Source organism: Corynebacterium halotolerans (assembly GCF_050107895.1).
Lineage (GTDB): Bacteria > Actinomycetota > Actinomycetes > Mycobacteriales > Mycobacteriaceae > Corynebacterium > Corynebacterium halotolerans_B.
In genome coordinates this window covers 1-22,872 of the sequence record NZ_JBNILW010000013.1, presented here as the reverse complement: position 1 = coordinate 22,872, position 22,872 = coordinate 1, and the positions used below count along the sequence as shown (strand labels likewise).

Below are 22,872 nucleotides of genomic sequence, written 5' to 3'. Positions count from 1 at the left end.
CAACTTCACCGCTATCCGTGGACACCAGCCCATCCCGCGATCGCCGGCAGGACAGCCGCCAGCTCGTCACCGGTGCGGATGAACTCCGACTCCGGCTGGTTCACCGGATCAGCGACGTCGCCCGCAACCAGCAGGGATCTCAACCGGCGGGCATCGGCGCGCGAGCTCCCCGGGAACCGCGTAGCCAACTCCGCCAGCTTGAGCACGGTGAAGGTCCGATTCAGGGCAGCCGGGAAACTGGCCAGGATCCCGTCCCGGTGGGATCCCTCCATGCAGAGAATCAACTCCGCCTGCCTGATCATCCGGGCCGAAAGTAGGCGGGACCGGAAACCACCCGTCGCTCCGGCGGAGAAACCTCGTCGGGCCAGCTCCGCTGCGGCGAAGGGGTGCATCGGAAGTCCGGGACGCGCCCACAATCCGGCGCTGCCGGCCGGGGGAACACCGTCCATATCGTTCCACAGGAACTCAGCCATCGGCGAACGGCAGAGGTTTGCTGTGCAGACAAAGAGAATCTCCGACACGCTCCCAGCATAGCCAGCGATTGAGGAAGGAAAACATGGATACCGATTCGAGGATGTTCTCACTGCCTCCCATCGACTTCGCCCACAATTCAACCCGGAAGTTCCATGTCCTGATCGCAGTGGTGCTCATCTCCGCATTCGGTCCGTACCTGGTGTCGAGCTTCCGCGTGGAACACTTCGTGATCTATCCCCTCGCCGCTGCGGCGGTGCTGCTGCGGTGGCGGACGATCATCGATCGTGCCCTGGGGTCCGGACTCACCCTGTTCGGCTCCTGGTTCCTGTTGCTGCTGCTCGGGGTCATCGGAATGCAGGCGCTGCCGGCGACTGCGCCCCGCTGGGAGTACGGTTCATTCCCCGCTGGCGTGGACACGGTGCTTCTGCCGTTCCTCGTCGTCCTGATCATGGTCGGATTCGCCCCCAGACCGACGACGGCTGCTTCACTGTGGTTCGCCTGTCGGATCATCGCCGTGCTGGGCGTGCTCAACGGCATGCTTTCGGTGATCACGATGCTCATTCCCGATCTCACCGTGTTGCTCCGACCGTTCTGGGGAGCAGAGGGAACCGACGATACCGTCGCGGACGCGGCAATGGAGATGGGCCGGTTCTCGGGGGTGTTCAACCAGCCGGCCGAGGCCGGGCTCTTCTACTCCCTCGCGGCTCTGTCAGCGATCGCCGTCTACGCGGGTGCCCCCCTCAAGCTCTGGCCGACCCTGCTGGTGATCACCGTCGGGGGAATGCTCACCGTCTCGAAGGTCTTTTTGTTCGTGGGGCTGCCGATCGCCCTGATCTATCTCTTCATGCAGGGCAGCCTCATCGAACGACTCTCCCGGATCGCGGTGGTGACGGTGCTGGCGGTCGGGATATTCTCGGCGCCGTTCATCCAGACCTGGAGCGGCCTGGAGTACCTGCTGCGCTTCGCCGATGCCGGTGAGCAGTCCGTGCTGGAACTGTTCACGGCCGGGCGGTGGAACGAGGGGTCGACCCTGCTGGGGGTGTTCGAGTACATCTATCACGCGTCGCCCCTGGTGGGAGTCGGTTTCCGTGGACTGGCGGTCCCCTATGACAGTGCCTGGGCGGAGATCGTGGTGTTCACGGGTTTTCTCGGCGTGGGCCTGCTCATCGTCGGCTACCTGTCCCTCCTCGTGTACTCGTTCCTGCTCAAGAACGCCGCGGCGCGCGCCTATGGCCTGGTGTTGTCGGTGGTCCTGATTGGCGCCTCCTTCGGAATTTCGTCCCTGACACTCAACCGGGTCTCCGTTCTCGCCTGGGTGGTCATCGGCGTCATCATCTGTCTCCCGAAGGGGGAGACCGAGCAGGAACCAGAGACCCGAAAGGTAGCGCCTGGAACGCTACGGTCTGGCGGCAGCGGTGACACGGAGGTGGCTGCCCTCCCCGCGCCGGGTCGGCGGTCCGCGGGACCCGAAGACGAAGATGCGGGGCACCACCGTGTTTAGGGAACTGGTGTCCCGGCTCCTGCGCAGCAGACGGGTCGGCTTCGCTGTCTTCGGTAACGGGATGTTCAGCCTGGCCAGCTTTCTGCTGTCGATCTCGGTCGCCCGCTCCAGCAGCATCGAAGTCTTCGGCGCTTTCTCGCTGGCACTGGTGGCCTATCAGTTCGTATCGGGCTTCATCAGCAGTGCATTGACCGACACCGCGCTGTCCCGGCCGGACGATCCCGCCACGTTCACCCGGGCATTCCAGCGGGCCTCGCTCCTGGGGGTCGTGGCTGCCGTCGTGTTGCTCGCCTGGGGACTGCTCAGCGGAAACGCATACATCGTAGTCTTCGGGGTGTCGGTCCACGGGCTCCTGCTGATGGATTTTCTGCGGATGTTCGACTCTGCCGCCGGCTCTGCGACCCGTGCGGTCGTGACGACGTCAGCGTGGTCGTTGACCTCACTGGCAATCAGCGCATCATCGTTGTTCCTCGCCATTGATCCGGTGGTGGTGTTCACAGGCTGGGCGGTCACCGGCGCCATCTGCGGTTACGCGACGATGCGCGCCGTCGGGGTGCCACAGCTGCCCGGCTGGGAGCGGGAGCGCCCTGACTCGCGGGCGGCCGTCGTTTTTTCGGCGGACTACCTGATCGGGCAGGGCGGCATCCATCTGACCACCGGTCTCCTCGGTCTGCTTGACGACGCCCGGGTGCTGGGTGCCGTGCGTGGAGCGGGGACACTGCTCGGACCAATGAATCTCATCGCCACGACAGCCGGTTCCCTCATGCTGCCGTACCTCGCCAGGGATCAACAGAATCCCGGCCGGCAGTTGAAATCGGCCGTGGCCGCGGCCGGCGTGCAGGTGGTGGTGCTCGCGCCGCTTCTCATTCTGCTCCAGTTCATCCCGGACTCAGTGGGGGAGCAGCTCCTCGGCGATACCTGGCAGTACGCGGCTGTCGCCATCCTCCCGCTGAGCATCGATTCGATCCTCTCCGTCTGCACGGGTGTGGCGATCTCCGGCCACCGGGTCAACTTCGCCGGGCGGAGAACCCTGTTTCTCCGGATCGGACTCGGCATTCCGCGCCCCCTGGTGATCCTGTTCTCGGCATACAGCTGGGGAATCGAGGGGGCTGCGTGGTCAATGGCTCTCTTCGCCCTGATCAGTGCAGTGAGCTGGTGGCTGAGCTTCCATGGCCTGGCCCGGCGTGCAGCGAGACAACCCTCGTACGTGAAATGAGTGTGAAGATGATCCTGGATGCCACAGATGACGCGTGTCCCCACCGCCGCCGGGCAGGAGGGGCGGGGAAACCAGAAACGGCCGGTACGCTTCGCCGGCGAAGGTTCCTCGAGCGCCACGTCAGGGCCGGTCCCGCCGTCCGGTTTCTCCCTGTCCGCTCCAAGCCGCTCCAACCAGAGGTGAACACCGTGTTTGCGTACCCGAAGAATCTAGTCCGGCACACTGTCGGAAAATCTCGATACCAGCTCGGCCTGCAGGACCGGGCATTGTTTGAAGATCCGCCGGCGCCCCAGGAGATCGCCCGCCGACAGGTGGAGAAGTTCAACCGGACCTGGGCCCGTGCCCTCACCCTGCCGTTCTACCGGCGACTCGCTGCCGATCATCGGCTGCCTGCGGTGATCGACCGATTGGACGAACTGGACCAGTGGCCGGTATTGACCAAGGACGTCCTCCGCGAGCACGAGGGCCTCGTATGGCAGGGAATGGACCGCTCGTCGGCGTACACGACCTCTGGTTCCACCTCGACGCCGTTCAGCTTCCCGGCCGGGAAGCAGGATTTCGAACCCTGGTACGCCGGGATGTGGTCCTACCGGGCCGCCGCCGGGCTCGCCCCCTTCGACAGCTTCGGTGCCTTCCACGACATTCATCCCGGCAGGGTGACGAACCGGGCAGGCCTGGCGCTCAATTTCATCCGGAGACGGGCAAAGGACCTGCTCAACAACTCCTGGATGTTCGAACCACTCCCAAAAGAAGAGGCCGAGCTGGACAGGCAGCTCGCCAGATTGGCGCGGACGAGGCCGGAGTACCTGGTCGGCCGTACCTTCTCCCTGACGCGGCTGGCCCAGCACGCGGAGCGGACCGGGGTATTACGCGAAGCCGGCTACGCCCCCCGCTACACGATCCTGACGAGTGAAATGATCACGGATGAGAGCGTGCAGGCCGTGGCCCGGGGATTCGGCACGACGGTGCTCTCCGAGTATGGTTCCGTCGAACTCGGGGTCATCGCGGCGTCACCGCCCCATGCCACCTGGCCGATGCGGGTGTTGTGGCACAAGGCCATTCTGCGCACGGGGCCGGAGGACAGCGTGCGGGTGACCACGATCGCCCCCAGGGCGTTTCCCCTGATCAACTATCAGCTGGGGGACACGATCGACCCGACGCTGGTCGGGCCCGGTGGCACGGTTCTCGAACTCGGACCGGTACGGGGACGTCTGGTGGACATCATTGACCTGCCGAACGGGGACGGCGTCCAGCACAGTTACGAGGGGTGGAGCCTCGCCGAGGCGGTTCTCCATGAGCCCCATGTCAGAGGCATTCAGCTGGTCCAACACGAAGACTCCACCACCGTCCTGGTGATCGCCCCGGAGGTTGACCGGACGGATTATCTCCGGCGGGCCTCCGAGTCCCTCCGGGCCACGTATCCCGAACTCCGCACGGGATCAGTCGGCATGGCCTTCATCGACAGCATGATTCCCAGCAAGCGGGGAAAACAACTCCTCATGGTGCCCGAGGACAATATCGACCTCAGTCTCATGGAGACGACCCCGTTGAACTGACACCGGTACCGGCAGGACGCAGGGAAAGCACACCAGCCCCGCCCCATCCGCCGAGAGCAGAGAACCTCCCACGGTTTCGCCGAGAACCTAAGAACCCCTACCAAGGAGCTGATCCCATGACCACCCAGCCGACCCCCACAACCACCACCGGTGACCGCATCACTGTGCTCATTCCGACGGACTTCTATGTACCGGCGTTCCTCGGCGGAGGCCCTATTCAGACACTGAAGGCGTTGATCGAGGAGTCGCCCCCGCAATATGACACCTGGGTCGTCTGCGCGAACCACGACCTGGGGGAGAGCGCGCCCCTGGTGGAACAACCGAATGAATGGCTACCCGTGGACCGGGCCAACGTGCGTTACGTGCAGGGCGGATTGAGGTCGCTCCTCGGAGCCTTCCGTGCCGCGGCGGACGTCGACGTCATCTACCTCAACTCGCTGTTCAGCCCCCGGTATTCGCTGCTACCGCTGATACTGCGCAGCCTGGGGAGATGGCGTGGTGCCGACGTCCTGATAGCCCCCCGCGGTGAGCTGTACCCCGGCGCCCTGGCTCAGAAGCCCAGGAAGAAGCGGGTCTTTCTCCGGGTATTCCGGGCACTGGGATTACACATCAGGACGATGTGGCACGCCTCCACGGAAGACGAGGCCAGACAGATTCGCTCGCTGTTCGGGGAACAGACACGAGTGCTCGTCCGCGAGAACGAGACCTCGCTCCCCAGAAAGGCGCGCACGCGCGCGCCCCGCTCCGCGGGACCGCTGCGGGCGGTGTTCGCCAGCCGGCTCCACCCGAAGAAGGGTCTGCACATTCTACTGGCGGCACTCGCTGAAGTGACTGAGCCCGTCCAGCTGCAGGTGGTCGGAGCCTTCGCTGACGGAGAGTACGAGGAGCACTGCCGATCCCTCGCCCGTGATCTTCCGGCGCATGTCTCGGTCGATTTCACCGGGGCTGCGGCGCGGGACGTCGTCCTGGAACGGATGCACGATGCTGACCTGATGACTTTCCCGACGACCGGGGAGAACTTCGGGCACGTGATCGCCGAGGCGCTGTCCGAGTCCTGCCCGGTAATGTGCAGCGACCACACCCCCTGGAGTGCTGCGCTGTCCTCGGGCGGTGGCGGCGTCGTCTCCCCGAACACGCCGGAAGCCTGGGCTGCGGCGATCGATGAATTTTCCGCAGCTGGCGCCGACGCCTGGGAAGCCGCGGCAGTAAGGGCGGGTGAAAGCTACTGCACCTGGCGGAATGAGCCCAAGGGCCGCCATATCTTCGAGCTCGTACGGGCAAAGGAGTCAAAGTCCAGCGTCTAGCGGCGTGGGCGGTTCCCCCGGGCCGGGGCCGAGGCGGTTGGAACAGGGGTGATCTCGTCACCGCTGCGGTCTCGTGGCGGCACCCCTACCACCCGCAACGGGGCGTCGCGCGACCCGTCCGGGCGGCCGGGCAGGAGCCCGGCGCTTCGTTCGCACCTGTGGTAGCACGCACGCAGCGACGTACCGTCACCTCCTGATTCCGGTACGTCCGTGGTGAGTCGCAGCGGTCGAGCGGATCAGGTTGACGACGCGCCGGGAAGAGTCGTTGATGGAGTAGTCGGCCGGCAGCGTGCTCGGGCCCTGCGTCCTCCATTGCCGGAGAGTGATCTCGATGGAGTCGATGACGTCCGCTGGGTCAAGTCCCGTGCAGATGATGGAGCCGGTGTCGATCGCTTCGGGCCGTTCGATGGCGTCACGGAGGGTGACGGCAGGGAAACCGAGGATCGTGGATTCTTCGGAGATGGTGCCGGAATCAGAGACCACGCATTTCGCGTGCAACTGCAGCTGGTTGTAGTCGTGGAAGCCGAGGGGCGGGTGGAATCTGACGTCGCCGTCCGCTTGGAGGTCGTACTGTTCGAGCCGTTTGCGGGTGCGGGGGTGCGTCGACACCAGCACCGGGCAGTTGAAGTGGTTGGCGATGGCGGCGAGGGAGCCGACCACCTGAGTGAGTCGGTCCTCGCGGTCCACGTTTTCTTCCCGGTGGGTTGAGGCGAGGATGTATCCACCGCTGGTCAGGCCCAGCTCAGTCAGGACGCCGGAGGATTCGATCTGGGGTCGGTAATGTTCCAGTACTTCGCGCATCGGCGAGCCCATGACGATCACGTTGGCCGGGTGCACGCCTTCGGCGAGCAGGTTCCGGCGGGAGTGTTCCGTGTAGGTCAGATTGTAGTCGGAGACGTGATCGACCAGGTGGCGGTTGATCTCCTCCGGAACATTCGGATCGAAGGAACGGTTGCCGGCCTCAAGGTGGTAGACGGGTACCTTCATCCGCCGTGCCATGAGTGCCGAGATGCACGAGTTGGTGTCGCCGAGGACGACAACGGCATCGGGCTGATGTTCCTTGATCGCCGCCTCGGTGCCGCGGAGGATGTCACCGAGCAGGGAACCGAGGGATGACGGATCGGACCCCATCTGGATATCGGGGAGCGGAAGCCCCAGGTCGTCGAAGAAGACCTGGTTGAGGTTCGGATCCCAGTTCTGCCCCGTGTGCACGAGGACGTGGTCGGTGGTTTCGTGCAGGGCAGTGATGATCCGGGAGAGACGGATGATCTCGGGGCGGGTGCCCACTACGGTCATGACCTTCAATCGTCCACTCATGGCTATACCTCTTCGGGAAAAGTATCGGGATCCTCGGGGTCGTACATTTCGCTGATCCAGAATTGGGTGTACAGGGTGTCCTCACCGGTGTTGGTGATGTTGTGGCTCCAGCCGATCGGCATATCGACCGCCACGGGGTCTTCGCCAGTCACGTCGAGGTCAATGCGCTCCGCGGTGCCCGATTTTCGAATGCTGATGCGGGCGGAGCCGGAAAGCACGACGAAGCGTTCGATCTTCCGCAGATGCAGGTGGTTGCCCCGGGTAATGCCGGGGACCGTGGTTGAGAAGCTCACCTGGCCACCACCGGCAACCCGGACCGTTTCAAAGAAGCTCCCTCGCGGATCCGAGTGCGCGACGAGGGGGATCGAGGGACGCCGGGGGAAGGAATGTGAGAGATACGCGGCCGTGAGCTCGGCGGTGAACCCGTCGGAAAGGTCCGGGAGTTGGCCGCGCTCGGAATAGGGGCCGTGGATCGCACGCAACCGGTCGAGTAACTCGGGGACCGTCGTGTGGCGCAGCGGCGCAGTGTCCTCGGTGATCTCGAGCCGACCGGCCGGGGCAGGGGAGAGGAGTAGTTCGGCTGCGTGGCGGGCAGCGAGGAGCGTCAGCGGGTGGTTGCCGTTCACCGTGGGGGTTTCACCGTCGAGCAGGGCCTCGATGAACGTGGCGGTGACCATGTTGTGGCGGGGACGACCATGTTCACCGAAGAGGTTCGGCAGCAGCCATTCGGTGGTGGTGGCGCTTCTTGCTCCGGCGGCCCGCATGATTTCCTCGGTACCGTTCGCCTTCGCAGCACCGTAGGCGGTTCCTGATTGGGTGGTGCCGGCGATGACGACGCGGGAGGGAGGCTTGGTGGCGTTCTGCAGGGCTGAGGCCGTGCGCCGCGCGGCGGCCAGCGTCGCTTCCGCGGCGTCCTCGAGCGTCTGTCCTTCTCCAGGGCGGTTGCAGGCGGCCAGGTGGATTACGGTGCTTGCGCCGTCGATGGCTTCCTGAAGCTCCGACTCGTGTCCCGGGCGGGCCGAAGCTGTGCGGATTTCGCATCCGCTCAAGCGGGCATGCAGGAGGACGTGCCATCCGAGGAATCCGGATGCGCCGATGACGGTGATGATCGGGGAGGTCAAGGTGTGGCCACCGCCTCGGTACTCCCGGGTAGGGTGAATCCGTTTCGCAGGGTGTTTCGGGTGGCTACGCGGTACGGGAAAAACTCCGTCCGTCGTCGTAACGGTTGACGCACGATGTGCTCCTCAGGATCTGGTGATGGCGCGAAGAAACTGGTTTGCTTCATAGCGCAGCTCGGAATAAGTCGGCGGAGGCGGAAGGATGAACGGGGCTGGCACCGAGGACCCACTTCCGGCACGACGGAAACTCCGCCGACCACCAACGGCCAGCCGGACCGAAGTGCGGGCTAACGGATGGCCATGGTTATTCTCAGGAAATAAATTGCGCCAGTTGTCACCTTAGTTCCTCTCAGGCTTCTCAACATGCCGAAATTCCTCCGGTGTCGGAAAACAAATCGCACATATTCTGGAGAACTGTAGATAAGTCGGCGTTGGCGCTGAAACCAGGGAAACCAATCCCTAAGAGATGATTAATGGGCGGCAGAGGATCTTTCCCGAACGGGGGTGATTGAAGGGCTTTAATATTATCAATTACTTCCGAGGGGGAAGGTAATTTTAACGGGCATATTATTTTGTGGACCGCGTTCAGGGGAGCGGCTAGTCTGAAATCCATTCTTTCAGTCGCATGAAGCTAGGTGACAAGGTGGTATCGGGCTGACGGCCCCTCCACCGAGAGTGAGGACTGGTCTTTCTGATCGGCTGGGTTCTCCAGTGGGTTCCCGTGACGCTCTGCCAGCAGAACCCGGTTTGAGCACTCTGGGTGTGGCAACCAGAAGTTGATCCCGTCGTTTCTCGCGCGCCCCGAAGGAGACCCCTGCCCTGAGCGTTCGTCAGCATCTCACCTGCAGACCGTGTGCGCTGAAAGGTCCGGTGACAATCGCGTAGACACTGCTCCGGGAACGGTTTCGTCGATGTGGCAGAGAAGCCCGGAACAACGGAAAAGTGGGAATGATGCGCTCAGAATTCAAGGCCAACCGGAAGCGCCTCTGGCGCGTTATTCCGCTGGTTGTGGCGGTGGCGGTGCTCCTCATGCTCGCCGCCTTTGTGGCCTGGTTGACGTTTCCTCCGGTGCACACACCTGGGCGGGTCGACGTCGTCGTGGTCATGGCGGGGGCGACAGATGGACGCCACGACATCGGAGCGCAGCTCGTGAAGTCCGGCGTGGCTGACAACCTGGTGGTCTCTCACCCCTTGGGCAGTAGAGACCCGGCTGGTTACCGACTCTGCGCCCAGTGGGAGGCTCCTGATCCCGTTGAGACGTGGTGCATGGATCCATTGCCGTCGACCACGACGGGAGAGGCCCAGACCTTCGAGCTGCTGGCCGCCCGGCAGGGCTGGGACACGGCCGTGGTGGTGACCAGTCGTCCCCACCACCACCGGGTGAACCTGAACTTCGCGCGATGCACCGGTGTGACGGCAACTGTGGTCAGCATCGACTACCTCAACTGGCGTCTGATTCCGTACCAGGTCGCCCGTGAATCAGGAGGTTTCCTGAAGTTCTGGCTCACTCGTCCCTGCTGATTCCGGCACAGGGGCCACCCTGGCCGACAGTGTGTCGGTGCCGCCGCGGCGGGTTTCGCGGGCTAAACCCATTCAGGGGGAGAGCTGATCACACCTTTTCTTAACGCTACCTAAGTAACTCGGCGACTGCGATACTCGGTGGGGAACCGCCAGCAACTGGAAGGCCTCACTTAAGGAGAAAATTCCCATGCAGCGTCCCCGCCAGTTTCCCGGAATGGAGCCGCCGACACCCGCTTTTGTCATCGACGTTCCGGTCCTTGAGAGTTTTGTCCGGAGGTTTGAGAGTGCCCTCGACAAGCACTGGCCGAACTCGATCCTGTCCTATTCCTTCAAAACTAACTCCTTGCCCTGGTTGATCAGTTTCATGCGGGATCGTGGCGTCTGGGCGGAGGTGGTGTCGGACACGGAATACGAACTCGCTCTCGCGCTGGGCTACGCCCCGGAGCAGATCGTCTACAACGGGCCGATCAAGAGTCGGGAACGCCTGCGTGCGGCTCTGCGGGAGGGGTCGATCATCAACCTGGACGCCAAGCGCGAGGTGGCCTGGACCGTGGAACTCGCCCGTGAGATGCCGGAGCAGGAATTCAAGGTGGGGCTGCGGGTCAACTGGGACCTGGAGGAACGGTGCCCGGGGGAGAGCACCACCGGGAGCGAGGGGAGCCGCTTCGGATTCAATGCGGAGAACGGCGAATTCGACCAGATGGTCTCCGAACTGGTCGCCGCCGGCGTGCGGGTGAGCGGTGTGCACATGCACCGGAATTCGCGCTCCCAGACCCTGGAGGTCTACCGTGCCTCTGCCACGGTGGCCGCCGAACTGATCGAGTCCCGCGGCATGGAGCTGGACTGGATCGACATCGGCGGGGGCTTTTTCGGAAGCGTGGACGGCGCACCGACATTCGATGACTATGTCTCTGCCATCAAGGAGGTGCTGGCTCCGGTTGTGGATATCGGGAGGACCTGTCTCATCGTCGAGCCAGGTGGTTCTCTGGTGGCCGTCCCCTTCCAGTTTCACTCCAGTGTTCTCGACGTCAAGGACGTCGGCGACACCAGATTCGTGGTCACCGACGCCAGTCGGACCAACATCGATCCGCTCTTCCGGCGCAGGCGACCATTCGAGGTCAGCGTCGACACCCGGGGCACCTCTCCTCGTGCCCGGCAGGTCATCAGCGGGTTCACCTGCATGGAGGATGACCGGTTGACCACCTTGCGGGATGCTCCGGCGCTGGAGGTGGGGGACCGTATCGTCTTCTATAAGGTCGGCGGCTACACGATGAGCTACCAGTCACTGTTCATCGAGTATCTGCCGGCGGTGTTCGTGCGCACGGAGGATTGCCTGACCCAGGTGCGTGAAAAATGGGGGGTCGAGGAGATGCTGCAGGGCAATTGGTGGGGCGATACCGCAGAAACCGGGGTTGAAGCTGCGACGTTGCGGGTGCCGGCCTTCCGTTCCTGACCACCACTGTTTCTGCATACGGACCCAAAGCACCGGCGGCGAGCTGCCGGCGGGTGGGCGGGTGCTGCGCAGAGGACCGGTCCGGACGCTCAGCCCCCGGTCACAGATCCCGTCGTTCGGGAGCGGGAGAATAATGGACCGGAGCTGCGACGCCGGCACAGCAGATTCCGGCTGATGAAACCCACCCATGATGAATACTTTCCATCTCGCTGCATAATTGCTACACTAACTGGCATGACACTCAAGGTCGCAGTTGCCGGTGCCTCGGGATATGCGGGCGGGGAGATCCTGCGTCTGCTCCTGAGTCATCCGGCCCATGAATCCGGGGAACTGGAAATCGGTGCGCTCACCGCGAACTCCTCCGCGGGGCAGCGGGTCGGCGAACTCATGCCGCACCTCCCGCAACTCGCGGACCGCACGCTGAGGGAAACCACCCCGGAGATCCTGGCCGGGCACGACGTTGTCTTCCTCGGGCTGCCGCACGGTCATTCCGCGGAGATCGGCCGACAGCTCGGGGAAGGGGTCCTGGTCATCGACTGTGCCGCGGACTTCCGGCTGAAGGACGCCGAGGCCTGGCAGCACTACTACGGCGGCGAGCACTCCGGCTCCTGGCCCTACGGCATCCCCGAGATGCCGGGACACCGCGAGCAGCTGAAGGGCACCAAGCGGGTCGCCGTCCCCGGTTGTTTCCCCACCGGTGCCACCCTGGCGCTGCTGCCCGCGGTCCAGGCCGGGCTGATCACACCGGACATCGCCGTCACGAGCATCACCGGTGTCTCCGGTGCCGGTAAGAAGGCTGCAGTCCCACTGCTCGGCGCGGAAACCATGGGCTCGCTCAAGGCCTACAACACCGCCGGCAAACACCGCCATACCCCGGAGATCACGCAGAATCTGAGCGAGGTGACTGACCGCGACGTCACCATCAGCTTCACCCCGGTGCTGGCACCGTTGCCGCGTGGCATCCTGACCACCGCCACGGCACCGTTGGCTGAGGGCGTCACCGCCGAACGGGCCCGCGAGGTCTACGAGGAGTTCTACCGGGACGAACCCTTTGTCCAGGTGCTGTCAGACGGACAGCAGCCGCAGACCCAGCACATCGTCGGCTCGAACATGTGCCAGGTGCAGGTGGAGGTGGATCCCTACGCCAATCGTCTCCTGTTGACCTCGGCCATCGACAATCTGACCAAGGGCACCGGCGGGGCAGCGGTCCAGTGCATGAATCTGGCACTCGGCTTCCCCGAAACCGCCGGCCTGCCGCGCGCCGCGGTCGCTCCCTAACACCCAGATCCTCTCTCACCCACCTTCGGAAAGGCACCTTCATGAGCAGCATCGGAATCACCGCGCCGGCGGGCTTTCGCGCCAGCGCGCTGACCGCCGGGATCAAGGCCTCCGGCAACCCGGACATGGGGCTGGTGGTCAACGACGGCCCCGACCACGTCGCAGCCGGCGTGTTCACCCGCAACCGGGTCGTCGCCTCCCCGGTCAAGCTGACCCGCGACGCGATCCGTAACGGCCGACTCACGGCCGTACTGTACAACGCGGGTAACGCCAACGCCTGCAACGGTGCCCAGGGGGACCGCGACGCCGCTGAGTTGGTCGAGCGTCTGGCCGGGCTGCTCGGCGTCGATAAAAACGACGTCGCCGCCTGCTCCACCGGCCTGATCGGAGAACTGCTGCCGATGGAGATCCTGCGTTGCGGGGTGGACGAGTTGCCCGCTGAGCTCGGGGACCACGGCGGCGCCGTCGCAGAGTCCATCATGACCACCGACACCGTGGCGAAGGAGACCGTGGTCAACCGGGAGGGTTGGGCCATCGGCGGTATGGGCAAGGGCGTCGGCATGATGGCTCCCTCGCTGGCGACGATGCTGGTGTGCCTGACCACGGACGCGAAGATCACCGCCGAGATGGCTGACACGGCCCTGCGGGCCGCCACCGCCGTCACCTTCGACACCCTGGACATCGACGGCTCCACCTCGACCAATGACACCGTCCTGCTGCTCGGCTCGGGAGCCAGCGGTGTGGAACCCAGCCAGCAGGAGCTCAATGAAGCCGTGCACGAGGCCTGCACTGACCTGGCCGCGCAGATGCAGGCCGACGCCGAAGGGGTGACCAAGCGGGTCGCCATCACGGTCTTCGGCACCGCCACCCATGAACAGGCGTTGAACGCCGCCCGGACGCTGGGCCGCGACAACCTGTTCAAGTGCGCCATGTTCGGTTCGGACCCCAACTGGGGCCGGGTGCTGGCCGCCGTGGGCATGGCCGACGCGGACATGGAACCGGAGAAGATCTCGGTCTACTTCAACCACCAGCCCGTGTGCATTGACTCGACCGGCGCTCCCGGGGCACGCGACGTCGATCTGAGCGGGCCGGACATCGACGTCCGCGTCGATCTGGGCACCGGCGGCAGGGGAGAGGCGACCGTGCGCACCACCGACCTCTCGCACGCCTACGTCGAAATCAACTCCGCATACAGCACCTAAAGAAAGGCAGACATGGACAACACAGGAAAGGACCTGAGCTCTGAGGTCCGCGCCGGCGTACTCGCCGAGGCGCTGCCGTGGCTGCAGCATTTCCGCGACAAGATCGTCGTGGTCAAGTACGGCGGCAACGCCATGACGGATGAAAAGCTCAAGGCCGCGTTCGCCGCTGACATGGTGTTCCTGCGCACCGTCGGCGCCAAGCCCGTCGTCGTGCACGGCGGTGGGCCGCAGATCTCGGAGATGCTGCGGCGCGTCGGCCTGGAGGGTGAGTTCAAGGGCGGCTTCCGGGTGACCACCCCGGAGGTCATGGAAGTCGTCCGGATGGTGCTTTTCGGCCAGGTGGGCCGCGACCTGGTTGGCCTGATCAACTCGCACGGTCCCTACGCGGTGGGCACCTCCGGTGAGGACGCCGGCCTGTTCACCGCCAGGAAACGGCACGTCGACGTCGACGGTGTGAAGACGGACATCGGGCTGGTGGGCGACATCAGCTCCGTGGACGCGTCGTCTCTGATGGACCTGATCGACGCCGGGCGCATTCCGGTGGTCTCCACCATCGCCCCCGGTGAGGACGGGCAGGTCTACAACATCAACGCCGACACGGCCGCCGGGGCACTGGCCCAGGCGCTCAATGCGGAGCGGCTGGTCGTGCTGACCAACGTCGCCGGTCTCTACACCGACTGGCCGAACCAGGACTCGCTGGTCTCCAAGATCACCGCGAGTGAGCTGGAGAACCTGCTGCCGGAACTCGACTCCGGGATGATCCCGAAGATGGAGTCCTGCCTGCGGGCCGTACAGGCCGGAGTAGCCGCCTCGCACGTCATCGACGGGCGGATCGCCCACTCGGTCCTGCTGGAGCTACTGACGATGGGCGGCATCGGCACCATGGTGCTGCCCGACAACTTCAACCGCGATGACTACCCGGACGGTACGGTTCTGCGAAAGGATGATGAGAAGTGAGTGACACCCTGGACCGGTGGCCCGAAGTCCTGATGAACAACTACGGCACGCCCCCGGTGGAGCTGGTCTCCGGCGAGGGGACCACCGTGGTGGATTCCGAGGGGCGCCATCACCTGGACCTGCTCGCAGGTATCGCCGTCAACGCCCTCGGGCATGCCCACCCGGCAATCACTGCCGCCGTGACGGAGCAGATCCAGCAGCTGGGGCACGTATCCAACCTCTTCGCCTCTGCGCCGGTGGTCGAGGCCGCCGGTCGGCTGCAGGAACTTCTGGGGGCGGGGGAGTCCACCCGCGTGTTCTTCTGCAACTCCGGTGGCGAAGCCAATGAGGCCGCATTCAAACTGGCGCGGTTGACCGGCCGCAGCCGGGTGCTCGCCGCCGTCGACGGTTTCCACGGCCGCACCATGGGGTCGCTGGCGCTGACCGGACAGCCGGACAAGCGCAAGCCCTTCGAACCGCTGCCCACGGGTGTCGAGTTCTACCCCTACGGGGACCTGGACTACCTGACCAAGATGGTCGAGACGAACCCGTCCGACACCGCGGCGATCATTCTCGAGCCGATTCAGGGGGAGACCGGTGTGATCCCCGCTCCGGAAGGTTTCCTCACCGGGGTCCGCAAGCTCTGCGACACCCACGGCATCCTCATGATCGTGGACGAGGTACAGACCGGAGTGGGCCGCACCGGTGATTTCTTCGCCCACCAGCACGAGGGCGTGACCCCGGACGTGGTGACCATGGCTAAGGGGCTCGGCGGCGGACTGCCGATCGGCGCGACCCTGGCCACCGGCAAGGCCGCGGAACTCTTCGCCCCCGGTGCCCACGGCACCACCTTCGGCGGCAACCCGGTCGCGTGTGCGGCCGCCAATGCCGTGCTGAAGATCGTCGATGAGCAGTTCTGCGCCGACGTGGCGGCGAAAGGCTGGCGTTTCACGGCTGCCCTGAACAAGTTGGACGCCGTCGCCGAGGTTCGGGGACGGGGCCTGATGCTGGGCGTCGTGCTCAACGCGCCGGTGGCCAAGGAGGCCGTCAAGCTCGGCTTTGACCACGGTCTGATCCTGAACGCCCCGGCCGCCGACGTCATCCGGCTGACCCCGCCCCTGGTGATCACCGAGGACGAGATCGACACCGCCGTCGACCGCATTTCCACCCTGCTCGACGAACTCACCCAGAAAGCCTGACACCACCATGACCGCATCCCCTGTCCGCCATTTCCTGGCCGACGATGACCTGACCCCGACTGAGCAGGCCGAGGTGCTCCAGCTGGCCGCCGAGCTCAAGCAGGCCCCGCTGTCCCACCGCCCGCTGGAGGGCCCGCTGTCCGTGGCGGTGCTCTTCGACAAGACCTCCACCCGCACCCGCTTCTCCTTCGACGCCGGCATCGCCCACTTGGGCGGCCACGCCATCGTCGTCGATTCCGGCAAGAGCCAGATGGGTAAGGGCGAGTCCTATCAGGACACCGCCGCAGTGCTCTCGCGCTATGTGGAAGCCATAGTCTGGCGCACCTACGCCCACGACAATCTCCACGCGATGGCCGAGACCGCCACCGTGCCGATCATCAACGCGCTGACGGATGACCTGCACCCCTGTCAGATCCTCGCGGATCTGCAGACCTGCGTGGAAAACCTCAGCCCGGAGCAGGGGCCGATGGGCCTGCGGGGGAAAAAGGCGGTCTACCTGGGTGACGGTGACAACAACATGGCCAACAGCTACATGATCGGCTTCGCCACCGCCGGCATGGACATCACCGTCATCGCTCCGTCGGGTTTTCAGCCGAAGGCGGAGTTCGTGGAGCGCGCCCGCAGGCGTGCGGCGGAGACGGGGGCGACTGTCACCGTCACCGATGACATCGGCGCAGTGGCAGACGCCGACGCCGTGATCACCGACACCTGGGTGTCGATGGGAATGGAGGACGACGGCAAGGATCGGCGTACCCCGTTCCTGCCTTACCAGGTCACGGAAGAGGTCATGGCGCGTGCCCGGGAGGACGCCATCTTCCTGCACTGTCTCCCGGCCTACCGCGGCAATGAGGTCACCGCCGAGGTGATCGACGGACCAGCCTCCCGGGTGTTCGACGAGGCAGAGAACCGCCTGCACGCCCAGAAGGCGCTCCTGGCGTGGCTGCTGGGCCACCAGCCCGCCGGTTAATCCACCTCCGTCCACTCCATGACAGCGAAAGGCAGACACATCCGTGAACGGTGAGAAAACACCCGCCGCCGCCCCGGTGACCCGGACCGCCCGGCAGGCCCGCATCCTGGGAGTGCTGGAAAAGACCCGGGTCTACTCCCAGGTGCAGCTGTCCGAACTGCTGCTGGACGAGGGCATCGACATCACCCAGGCGACCCTGTCCCGCGACCTCGACGAACTCGGCGCCAAGAAGATCCGGCCCGAGGATGGTGGCCGCGCATTCTACGCCGTCGGGCCGGTGGAACAGGCCCTTGCCGAGCAACTCAGCGGGCCGCGGGAAAAGCTGCGGCGGATGTTGGATGACCTGGTGGTCTCAGTGGACCACTCCGGCAACATCGCCGTCCTGCGCACGCCGCCGGGGGCGGCCCAGTACCTGGCCAGTTTCATTGACCGGGTAGGCATGAATGAGGTGGTGGGCTGCATCGCCGGCGATGACACCATCTTCGTCCTGGCCCGTGACCCCATGACGGGGCATGAGCTGGGGGAACTGCTGGGCAAGCGTTGAGCCCCCGGTAGACTTGATCCGAGAACATCTGTGAATGCTGCCACCTGCGGCTTCACAGCAATACGCAAAACCATGAACATTCAAAGGAGAACCCATGACCAACCGCGTTGTGCTCGCCTACTCCGGCGGCCTCGACACCACCGTCGCCATCCCCTACCTGAAGCAGATGATCGAGGGGGAGGTTGTCGCCGTGTCCCTGGACCTGGGACAGGGTGGCGAGGACATGGAGTCGGTGCGTCAGCGTGCACTGGACGCCGGTGCCGTCGAGTCCATCGTGGTTGACGCCAAGGATGAGTTCGCCGACGAATACTGCCTGCCGACCATCAAGGCCAACGGCATGTACATGAAGCAGTACCCGCTGGTCTCCGCGATCTCGCGCCCGTTGATCGTCAAGCACCTGGTGCAGGCCGCGCAGCAGCACGGTGGCACCCACGTCGCCCACGGCTGCACCGGCAAGGGCAATGACCAGGTCCGCTTCGAGGTCGGTTTCATGGACACCGACCCGGATCTGAAGATCATCGCGCCGGCGCGTGACTTCGCCTGGACCCGCGACAAGGCCATCGCCTTCGCCGAAGAGAACAACGTCCCCATCGAGCAGTCCGCCGCCTCGCCGTTCTCCATTGACCAGAACGTCTGGGGCCGGGCCATTGAGACCGGCTACCTCGAGGATCTGTGGAACGCTCCGACCAAGGACATCTACGCCTACACCGAGGACCCGGGACTGGGCAACGCCCCCGATGAGCTCGTCATCTCCTTCGAGGGTGGCAAACCGGTGGCCATCGACGGTCGCCCGGTCAGCGTCCTGGAGGCCATTGAGGAGCTCAACCGCCGCGGTGGCGCCCAGGGCGTCGGCCGTCTGGACATGGTGGAAGACCGCCTGGTGGGCATCAAGTCCCGTGAGATCTACGAGGCTCCCGGTGCCACCATCCTGATCAAGGCGCACGAGGCCCTGGAGGACGTCACCGTCGAGCGCGAGCTGGCCCGCTACAAGCGCGGCATCGACGCCCGCTGGTCCGAGGAGGTCTACGACGGCCTCTGGTTCGGCCCGCTCAAGCGCTCCCTCGATGCCTTCATCGACTCCACCCAGGAGCACGTCACCGGCGACATCCGTCTGGTGCTGCAGGCAGGCAGCATCATCGTCAACGGCCGCCGCTCCAGCCACTCGCTCTACGACTTCAACCTGGCCACCTACGACACCGGCGACACCTTCGACCAGACCCTGGCCAAGGGTTTCGTCGAGCTGCACGGCCTATCGTCCAAGATCGCCAACCGCCGCGACCGCGACGCCAAGTAGGAACCAGCAGAGGCAACGGGAAGGGGAGTACCCAGTATGGAACAGCACGGAACAAATGAAGGTGCACTGTGGGGCGGACGGTTCTCGGGCGGGCCGAGCGAAGCGATGTTCGCACTGAGCGTGTCCACCCACTTCGACTGGGTGCTCGCCCCCTACGACGTGCTCGCCTCCCAGGCGCACGCCAAGGTGCTGCACGCCGCCAACCTGCTCAGCGACGAGGACCTGGCCACCATGCTGGCAGGGCTGGAGAAGCTGGGTGAAGACGTGGCCAGTGGTGCCTTCGCACCCGCTCCGGGCGACGAGGATGTCCACGGAGCCATGGAACGCGGTCTGATTGAGCGGGTCGGTCCCGAGGTCGGTGGCCGGCTGCGGGCGGGCCGGTCCCGCAACGATCAGGTGGCCACGCTGTTCCGCATGTGGGTGCGCGACGCCATCCGCGACACCGCGGTCGCCGTCACGGACCTGGTCGACGCCCTGGTGGCTCAGGCGGCAGCCCACCCGGAGGCGATCATGCCGGGCAAGACCCACTTCCAGGCGGCGCAGCCGGTGTTGCTGGCGCATCAGTTGCTCGCCCACGCGCATCCGCTGCTGCGCGACATCGACCGGCTCCGCGACCTGGACAAGCGCCTGGCGGTCTCGCCCTACGGCTCCGGTGCCCTGGCGGGTTCGTCGTTGTCACTCAATCCGGAGGCGATCGCCGCGGAACTCGGTTTCGACTCCGCGGCCGACAACTCGCTGGACGCCACATCTTCGCGCGACTTCGCCTCGGAGACCGCCTTCGTGCTGGCCCAGATCGCGGTGGACATGTCCCGGTTGTCCGAGGAGATCATCGCCTGGTGCACACCCGAGTTCGGATACGTCACCCTTTCCGACGAGTGGTCCACCGGCAGTTCGATCATGCCGCAGAAGAAGAACCCGGACATTCCGGAGCTGACCCGCGGGAAGACCGGTCGGCTCATCGGCAATCTGGCCGGCCTGATGTCCACACTGAAGGCGCTGCCGCTGGCCTATAACCGGGATCTGCAGGAGGACAAGGAACCGATCGTGGATTCGGTCGCCCAGTTGCAGCTGCTGCTGCCGGCGATGACGGGCCTGGTCTCCACCCTGACCTTCGATGAGCAACGGATGCGCGAGCTCGCCCCGGCCGGATACACCCTGGCCACCGACCTGGCCGAGTGGATGGTGCGCCAGGGCGTGCCGTTCCGTGAAGCCCACGAGGCCTCGGGCGCCTGCGTGCGCATCGCAGAGCAACGCGGCGTCGACCTGGTCGACCTCACCGACGCCGAGCTGGCGGGCGTCGATGAGCGCCTGACCCCCGACGTGCGTGAGGTGCTGACCATCGACGGGGCTGTGGCGTCTCGCTCGACCCGGGGAGGCACCGCCGGCGTGCGAGTGACCGAGCAGCGCGAGCGCGTTGCTCAGGCGTCTGCCGCGGGCCGGAAGTGGGCGAACACTCCGGTCCGAGACTGAACCCCCTGTTGAGGTAAGACGGGGCGACCGGGGGCACCGGTCGCCCCGTCTTACTGCGTTCACTGGATGTGAACCCCCGTCTCCGGTGTTCAGCGCGCGTCTCCGGCACCTTGAACCGTCGGGGGCGCGCTGCGCCGGTGGGAGGGGATATGGAGCGGCCCGGCGGCGGACAGTCCCCTCATCCGGAAAGCACCGGGACAAGCGTCACCTGCAATTCGGTGGATCCGGGCCCGGCTGACCGGGGAAATAGCGCGGGGTCGTGAGGACGCGCACCATGCGGGCCGCTAATATCAATGACCATGAGTCTTGATCCAAAGTTGCTGGATATCCTCGCTTGTCCGAAGGACAAGGGGCCGCTGAAGTATCTGGAGAACGAACAGGTACTGGTCAACGAACGGCTCAACATCGCTTATCGCATCGACGACGGAATCCCGGTGCTGCTGATCGATGAAGCCGTCGAGTGGCCCACCGACACCCCATCCGCCTGAGCAGGCGTCCCACAACTCCAAGACCGACAAGAAAGCTCCCTCACCATGAACATCATCGATGAACTCAGCTGGCGTGGCCTGATCAACCAGTCCACCGACCTCGACACCCTCCGCAACGCAACCGAGGAAGACTCGATCACCCTCTACTGCGGCTTCGACCCGACCGGGCCCTCCCTGCACGCGGGCCACCTCGTCCCGCTGCTCATGCTCGCTCGCTTCCAGCAGGCCGGACACCGGCCGCTCGTTCTCGCCGGGGGAGCCACCGGGATGATCGGCGATCCTCGAGACGTCGGTGAGCGCAGCATGAACGACGCGGACACCGTTGCTGATTGGGCGAACCGGATCACCGGGCAGCTGAAGCGGTTCGTCAGTTTCGAGGGCGATAACGCCGCCCAGCTGGTCAACAACAATGACTGGACGAAGAACCTGTCCGTGATCGATTTCCTGCGGGACGTGGGTAAGCACTTCTCCCTGAACACCATGTTGTCCCGCGACACCGTGAAGCGGCGCCTGGAAAACGACGGCATCTCTTACACCGAGTTCTCCTACATGCTGCTCCAGGCCAATGACTACGTGCAGCTGCGCCGCAACTACGACTGCACCCTCCAGGTCGGCGGCGGCGACCAGTGGGGAAACCTGGTCGCCGGCGTGGACCTGAACCGTCGTATCGATGGAGAATCCGTGCATGCGCTGACGGTCCCGCTGGTCACCGACTCCGAGGGCAAGAAGTTCGGGAAGTCCACCGGCGGTGGCAGCCTCTGGCTCGACCCGGAGATGACCAGTCCGTACACCTGGTACCAGTACTTCATCAACGCAGCGGACGCCGATGTCATCCGCTACCTGCGCTGGTTCACCTTCCTCACCCAGGACGAGCTTGCCGAGCTGGAGAACGAGGTCGCTGAGCGCCCGTTCAAGCGCGAGGCCCAGAAGCGTCTCGCCCGCGAGATGACGAACCTGGTTCACGGCGAGGAAGCGACGGAGGCTGTCGAGCTGGCTTCGCAGGCGCTGTTCGGCCGGGCGGATCTCGCGGATCTTGACGAGAAGACCCTGGAATCCGCACTCTCGGAAACCGACGTCCTGGAGATCGAGGCAGGCGAGGACCGCACCATCGTGGACCTGATGGTGGGGGCGGGACTAGTTGATTCCCGTGGTGCGGCCCGTCGTGCCATCAAAGAAGGTGGCGCTTACGTGAACAACGAGCGGATCTCCGGGGAGGAGTGGGAACCTGCTGACGCAGATCTCCTGCACGGTCGCTGGCTCGTACTACGTCGCGGCAAGAAGAACTTCGCCGGAGTGCGCATCAACGGGTAGGTACCGGCCGACTAGCGGACTACCGCAACAGGCGTCGCATTCCTGCAACGCCACCTCACGACCCCGCATCACGACCACGTGATGCGGGGTTTTTGCCGCCTACCAGCGGAATTGCGGAAACATCGACAGCATGTGTAAATTAATCCACGTCGCCGCAACGAGGTGGGAAACACCGAGTTGAAGCGGAAGTTAACTCCAGTTGACATTCTCGGAATGATCAGCGTAGGGTAATAACTCCAGCCGCAGAGACGAAGATCCCCGAGGGGATTGAAGTTCTGTGTGTTGATGTTGTGTGAGAACTCAATAGTGTGCCATTCATATTTTTTGTTTGTCGTGCCCGCATCATCCCTGATGGTGGTGGGGGTGGGTCATGCCGGGTGGCAGGGTCACACCTGTCACGGTAAAGAACGCGGTGCCCTTCGGGGTGTCGTGGTGTGGCATGGTCGACGATAGTTTCACCGGGCCCGTTCACCCCGTCGGGTGGGGTCTGGTGGTTGATCAGTAATTTTTTGATGGATAATGCCAGCATGGCCGCAGTGATGTGGTTGTGTGGTTTGTTTGTCAGGTTGTCGGGCTTTTCACGCCTGATGGGCCGCCCCCTTGTTGTGGGGTGGTTCTTTTGTGGAGAGTTTGATCCTGGCTCAGGACGAACGCTGGCGGCGTGCTTAACACATGCAAGTCGAACGGAAAGGCCCGCTTGCGGGTACTCGAGTGGCGAACGGG

Annotated in this window: 19 protein-coding genes and 1 rRNA gene; 17 read left to right on the top strand and 3 right to left on the bottom strand. The window is 64.7% G+C overall.

Annotated features, from left to right (window positions below):
* Positions 1 to 11: 11 nt before the first annotated feature.
* On the bottom strand, positions 12 to 521 hold the full coding sequence (locus tag ACQCVD_RS12195) for a low molecular weight phosphatase family protein (RefSeq protein WP_426824040.1): 510 nt from the start codon (positions 519 to 521) through the stop codon (positions 12 to 14).
* Positions 522 to 556: 35 nt separating this feature from the next.
* On the opposite strand from ACQCVD_RS12195, the gene ACQCVD_RS12190 reads away from it, so the two are divergent.
* The 4 genes from ACQCVD_RS12190 to ACQCVD_RS12175 all read left to right on the top strand — a co-directional run bounded on the left by ACQCVD_RS12190 (position 557) and on the right by ACQCVD_RS12175 (position 6,051).
* Positions 557 to 1,975: a hypothetical protein gene (locus tag ACQCVD_RS12190; protein WP_426824039.1), complete on the top strand. Its 1,419-nt coding sequence runs from the start codon at positions 557 to 559 to the stop codon at positions 1,973 to 1,975.
* Complete coding sequence (locus ACQCVD_RS12185) at positions 1,953 to 3,191, top strand: hypothetical protein (protein ID WP_426824038.1); 1,239 nt, start codon at positions 1,953 to 1,955, stop codon at positions 3,189 to 3,191. Before ACQCVD_RS12190 ends, ACQCVD_RS12185 begins: the two co-directional genes overlap by 23 nt.
* 266 nt (positions 3,192 to 3,457) lie before the next feature.
* Positions 3,458 to 4,747 carry a hypothetical protein gene (locus ACQCVD_RS12180; RefSeq protein WP_426824037.1) on the top strand — a complete coding sequence of 430 codons (1,290 nt, stop codon included), beginning with the start codon at positions 3,458 to 3,460 and terminating at the stop codon, positions 4,745 to 4,747.
* A 116-nt stretch (positions 4,748 to 4,863) separates the two neighbouring features.
* Positions 4,864 to 6,051 (top strand): glycosyltransferase, encoded by a 1,188-nt coding sequence (locus ACQCVD_RS12175; protein WP_426824036.1) that lies wholly within the window; start codon positions 4,864 to 4,866, stop codon positions 6,049 to 6,051.
* A gap of 186 nt (positions 6,052 to 6,237) precedes the next feature.
* Here the strand turns inward: ACQCVD_RS12175 and wecB are convergent, their stop codons facing one another.
* Together wecB and ACQCVD_RS12165 are read right to left on the bottom strand one after the other, a co-directional pair.
* Positions 6,238 to 7,368, bottom strand: coding sequence for a non-hydrolyzing UDP-N-acetylglucosamine 2-epimerase (gene wecB, locus ACQCVD_RS12170; RefSeq protein ID WP_426824035.1), 1,131 nt, complete (start codon positions 7,366 to 7,368; stop codon positions 6,238 to 6,240).
* A 2-nt stretch (positions 7,369 to 7,370) separates the two neighbouring features.
* Positions 7,371 to 8,489, bottom strand: coding sequence for an NAD-dependent epimerase/dehydratase family protein (locus tag ACQCVD_RS12165; RefSeq protein WP_426824034.1), 1,119 nt, complete (start codon positions 8,487 to 8,489; stop codon positions 7,371 to 7,373).
* Positions 8,490 to 9,437: 948 nt separating this feature from the next.
* Here ACQCVD_RS12165 and ACQCVD_RS12160 point away from each other — a divergent pair.
* The 13 genes from ACQCVD_RS12160 to ACQCVD_RS12100 form a co-directional block, all read left to right on the top strand.
* On the top strand, positions 9,438 to 10,007 hold the full coding sequence (locus ACQCVD_RS12160; protein ID WP_426824033.1) for a YdcF family protein: 570 nt from the start codon (positions 9,438 to 9,440) through the stop codon (positions 10,005 to 10,007).
* Positions 10,008 to 10,194: 187 nt separating this feature from the next.
* Positions 10,195 to 11,460: a hypothetical protein gene (locus ACQCVD_RS12155; protein ID WP_426824032.1), complete on the top strand. Its 1,266-nt coding sequence runs from the start codon at positions 10,195 to 10,197 to the stop codon at positions 11,458 to 11,460.
* Positions 11,461 to 11,694: 234 nt separating this feature from the next.
* Entirely contained in the window at positions 11,695 to 12,738 is a 1,044-nt protein-coding gene (gene argC, locus ACQCVD_RS12150) for an N-acetyl-gamma-glutamyl-phosphate reductase (protein ID WP_426824031.1), read from the top strand.
* Between the two features lie 41 nt (positions 12,739 to 12,779).
* Positions 12,780 to 13,940, top strand: coding sequence for a bifunctional glutamate N-acetyltransferase/amino-acid acetyltransferase ArgJ (gene argJ, locus ACQCVD_RS12145; protein ID WP_426824030.1), 1,161 nt, complete (start codon positions 12,780 to 12,782; stop codon positions 13,938 to 13,940).
* Between the two features lie 12 nt (positions 13,941 to 13,952).
* The gene (gene argB, locus ACQCVD_RS12140) at positions 13,953 to 14,897 is read left to right on the top strand and encodes an acetylglutamate kinase (RefSeq protein ID WP_426824029.1); all 945 of its coding nucleotides are present in this window, start codon (positions 13,953 to 13,955) and stop codon (positions 14,895 to 14,897) included.
* The gene (locus ACQCVD_RS12135; RefSeq protein WP_426824028.1) at positions 14,894 to 16,075 is read left to right on the top strand and encodes an acetylornithine transaminase; all 1,182 of its coding nucleotides are present in this window, start codon (positions 14,894 to 14,896) and stop codon (positions 16,073 to 16,075) included. Before argB ends, ACQCVD_RS12135 begins: the two co-directional genes overlap by 4 nt.
* Positions 16,076 to 16,082: 7 nt before the next feature.
* On the top strand, positions 16,083 to 17,042 hold the full coding sequence (argF, locus tag ACQCVD_RS12130; protein ID WP_426824027.1) for an ornithine carbamoyltransferase: 960 nt from the start codon (positions 16,083 to 16,085) through the stop codon (positions 17,040 to 17,042).
* A gap of 43 nt (positions 17,043 to 17,085) precedes the next feature.
* Entirely contained in the window at positions 17,086 to 17,586 is a 501-nt protein-coding gene (locus ACQCVD_RS12125; protein WP_426824026.1) for an arginine repressor, read from the top strand.
* Positions 17,587 to 17,680: 94 nt separating this feature from the next.
* On the top strand, positions 17,681 to 18,880 hold the full coding sequence (locus ACQCVD_RS12120) for an argininosuccinate synthase (RefSeq protein WP_426824025.1): 1,200 nt from the start codon (positions 17,681 to 17,683) through the stop codon (positions 18,878 to 18,880).
* A gap of 36 nt (positions 18,881 to 18,916) precedes the next feature.
* Complete coding sequence (gene argH / locus ACQCVD_RS12115; RefSeq protein WP_426824024.1) at positions 18,917 to 20,350, top strand: argininosuccinate lyase; 1,434 nt, start codon at positions 18,917 to 18,919, stop codon at positions 20,348 to 20,350.
* 299 nt (positions 20,351 to 20,649) lie between these two features.
* Positions 20,650 to 20,838, top strand: a complete 189-nt coding sequence (locus tag ACQCVD_RS12110; RefSeq protein WP_426824023.1) for a Trm112 family protein — start codon at positions 20,650 to 20,652, stop codon at positions 20,836 to 20,838.
* A 45-nt stretch (positions 20,839 to 20,883) separates the two neighbouring features.
* Positions 20,884 to 22,149, top strand: a complete 1,266-nt coding sequence (gene tyrS, locus ACQCVD_RS12105) for a tyrosine--tRNA ligase (protein WP_426824022.1) — start codon at positions 20,884 to 20,886, stop codon at positions 22,147 to 22,149.
* A 618-nt stretch (positions 22,150 to 22,767) separates the two neighbouring features.
* A 16S ribosomal RNA gene (locus tag ACQCVD_RS12100) occupies positions 22,768 to 22,872 on the top strand; the annotation flags it as partial.

What these genes read in the sequence shown, in the direction of transcription:
- tyrS (WP_426824022.1), top strand. Translation starts at nt 20,884, where the DNA reads ATGAACATCATCGATGAACTCAGCTGGCGTGGCCTGATCAACCAGTCC.
- ACQCVD_RS12160 (WP_426824033.1), top strand. Translation starts at nt 9,438, where the DNA reads ATGCGCTCAGAATTCAAGGCCAACCGGAAGCGCCTCTGGCGCGTTATT.
- ACQCVD_RS12110 (WP_426824023.1), top strand. Translation starts at nt 20,650, where the DNA reads ATGAGTCTTGATCCAAAGTTGCTGGATATCCTCGCTTGTCCGAAGGAC.
- ACQCVD_RS12185 (WP_426824038.1), top strand. Translation starts at nt 1,953, where the DNA reads ATGCGGGGCACCACCGTGTTTAGGGAACTGGTGTCCCGGCTCCTGCGC.
- argB (WP_426824029.1), top strand. Translation starts at nt 13,953, where the DNA reads ATGGACAACACAGGAAAGGACCTGAGCTCTGAGGTCCGCGCCGGCGTA.
- wecB (WP_426824035.1), bottom strand. Translation starts at nt 7,368, where the DNA reads ATGAGTGGACGATTGAAGGTCATGACCGTAGTGGGCACCCGCCCCGAG.
- ACQCVD_RS12120 (WP_426824025.1), top strand. Translation starts at nt 17,681, where the DNA reads ATGACCAACCGCGTTGTGCTCGCCTACTCCGGCGGCCTCGACACCACC.
- argF (WP_426824027.1), top strand. Translation starts at nt 16,083, where the DNA reads ATGACCGCATCCCCTGTCCGCCATTTCCTGGCCGACGATGACCTGACC.
- ACQCVD_RS12175 (WP_426824036.1), top strand. Translation starts at nt 4,864, where the DNA reads ATGACCACCCAGCCGACCCCCACAACCACCACCGGTGACCGCATCACT.
- ACQCVD_RS12190 (WP_426824039.1), top strand. Translation starts at nt 557, where the DNA reads ATGGATACCGATTCGAGGATGTTCTCACTGCCTCCCATCGACTTCGCC.
- ACQCVD_RS12155 (WP_426824032.1), top strand. Translation starts at nt 10,195, where the DNA reads ATGCAGCGTCCCCGCCAGTTTCCCGGAATGGAGCCGCCGACACCCGCT.
- argJ (WP_426824030.1), top strand. Translation starts at nt 12,780, where the DNA reads ATGAGCAGCATCGGAATCACCGCGCCGGCGGGCTTTCGCGCCAGCGCG.
- argC (WP_426824031.1), top strand. Translation starts at nt 11,695, where the DNA reads ATGACACTCAAGGTCGCAGTTGCCGGTGCCTCGGGATATGCGGGCGGG.
- argH (WP_426824024.1), top strand. Translation starts at nt 18,917, where the DNA reads ATGGAACAGCACGGAACAAATGAAGGTGCACTGTGGGGCGGACGGTTC.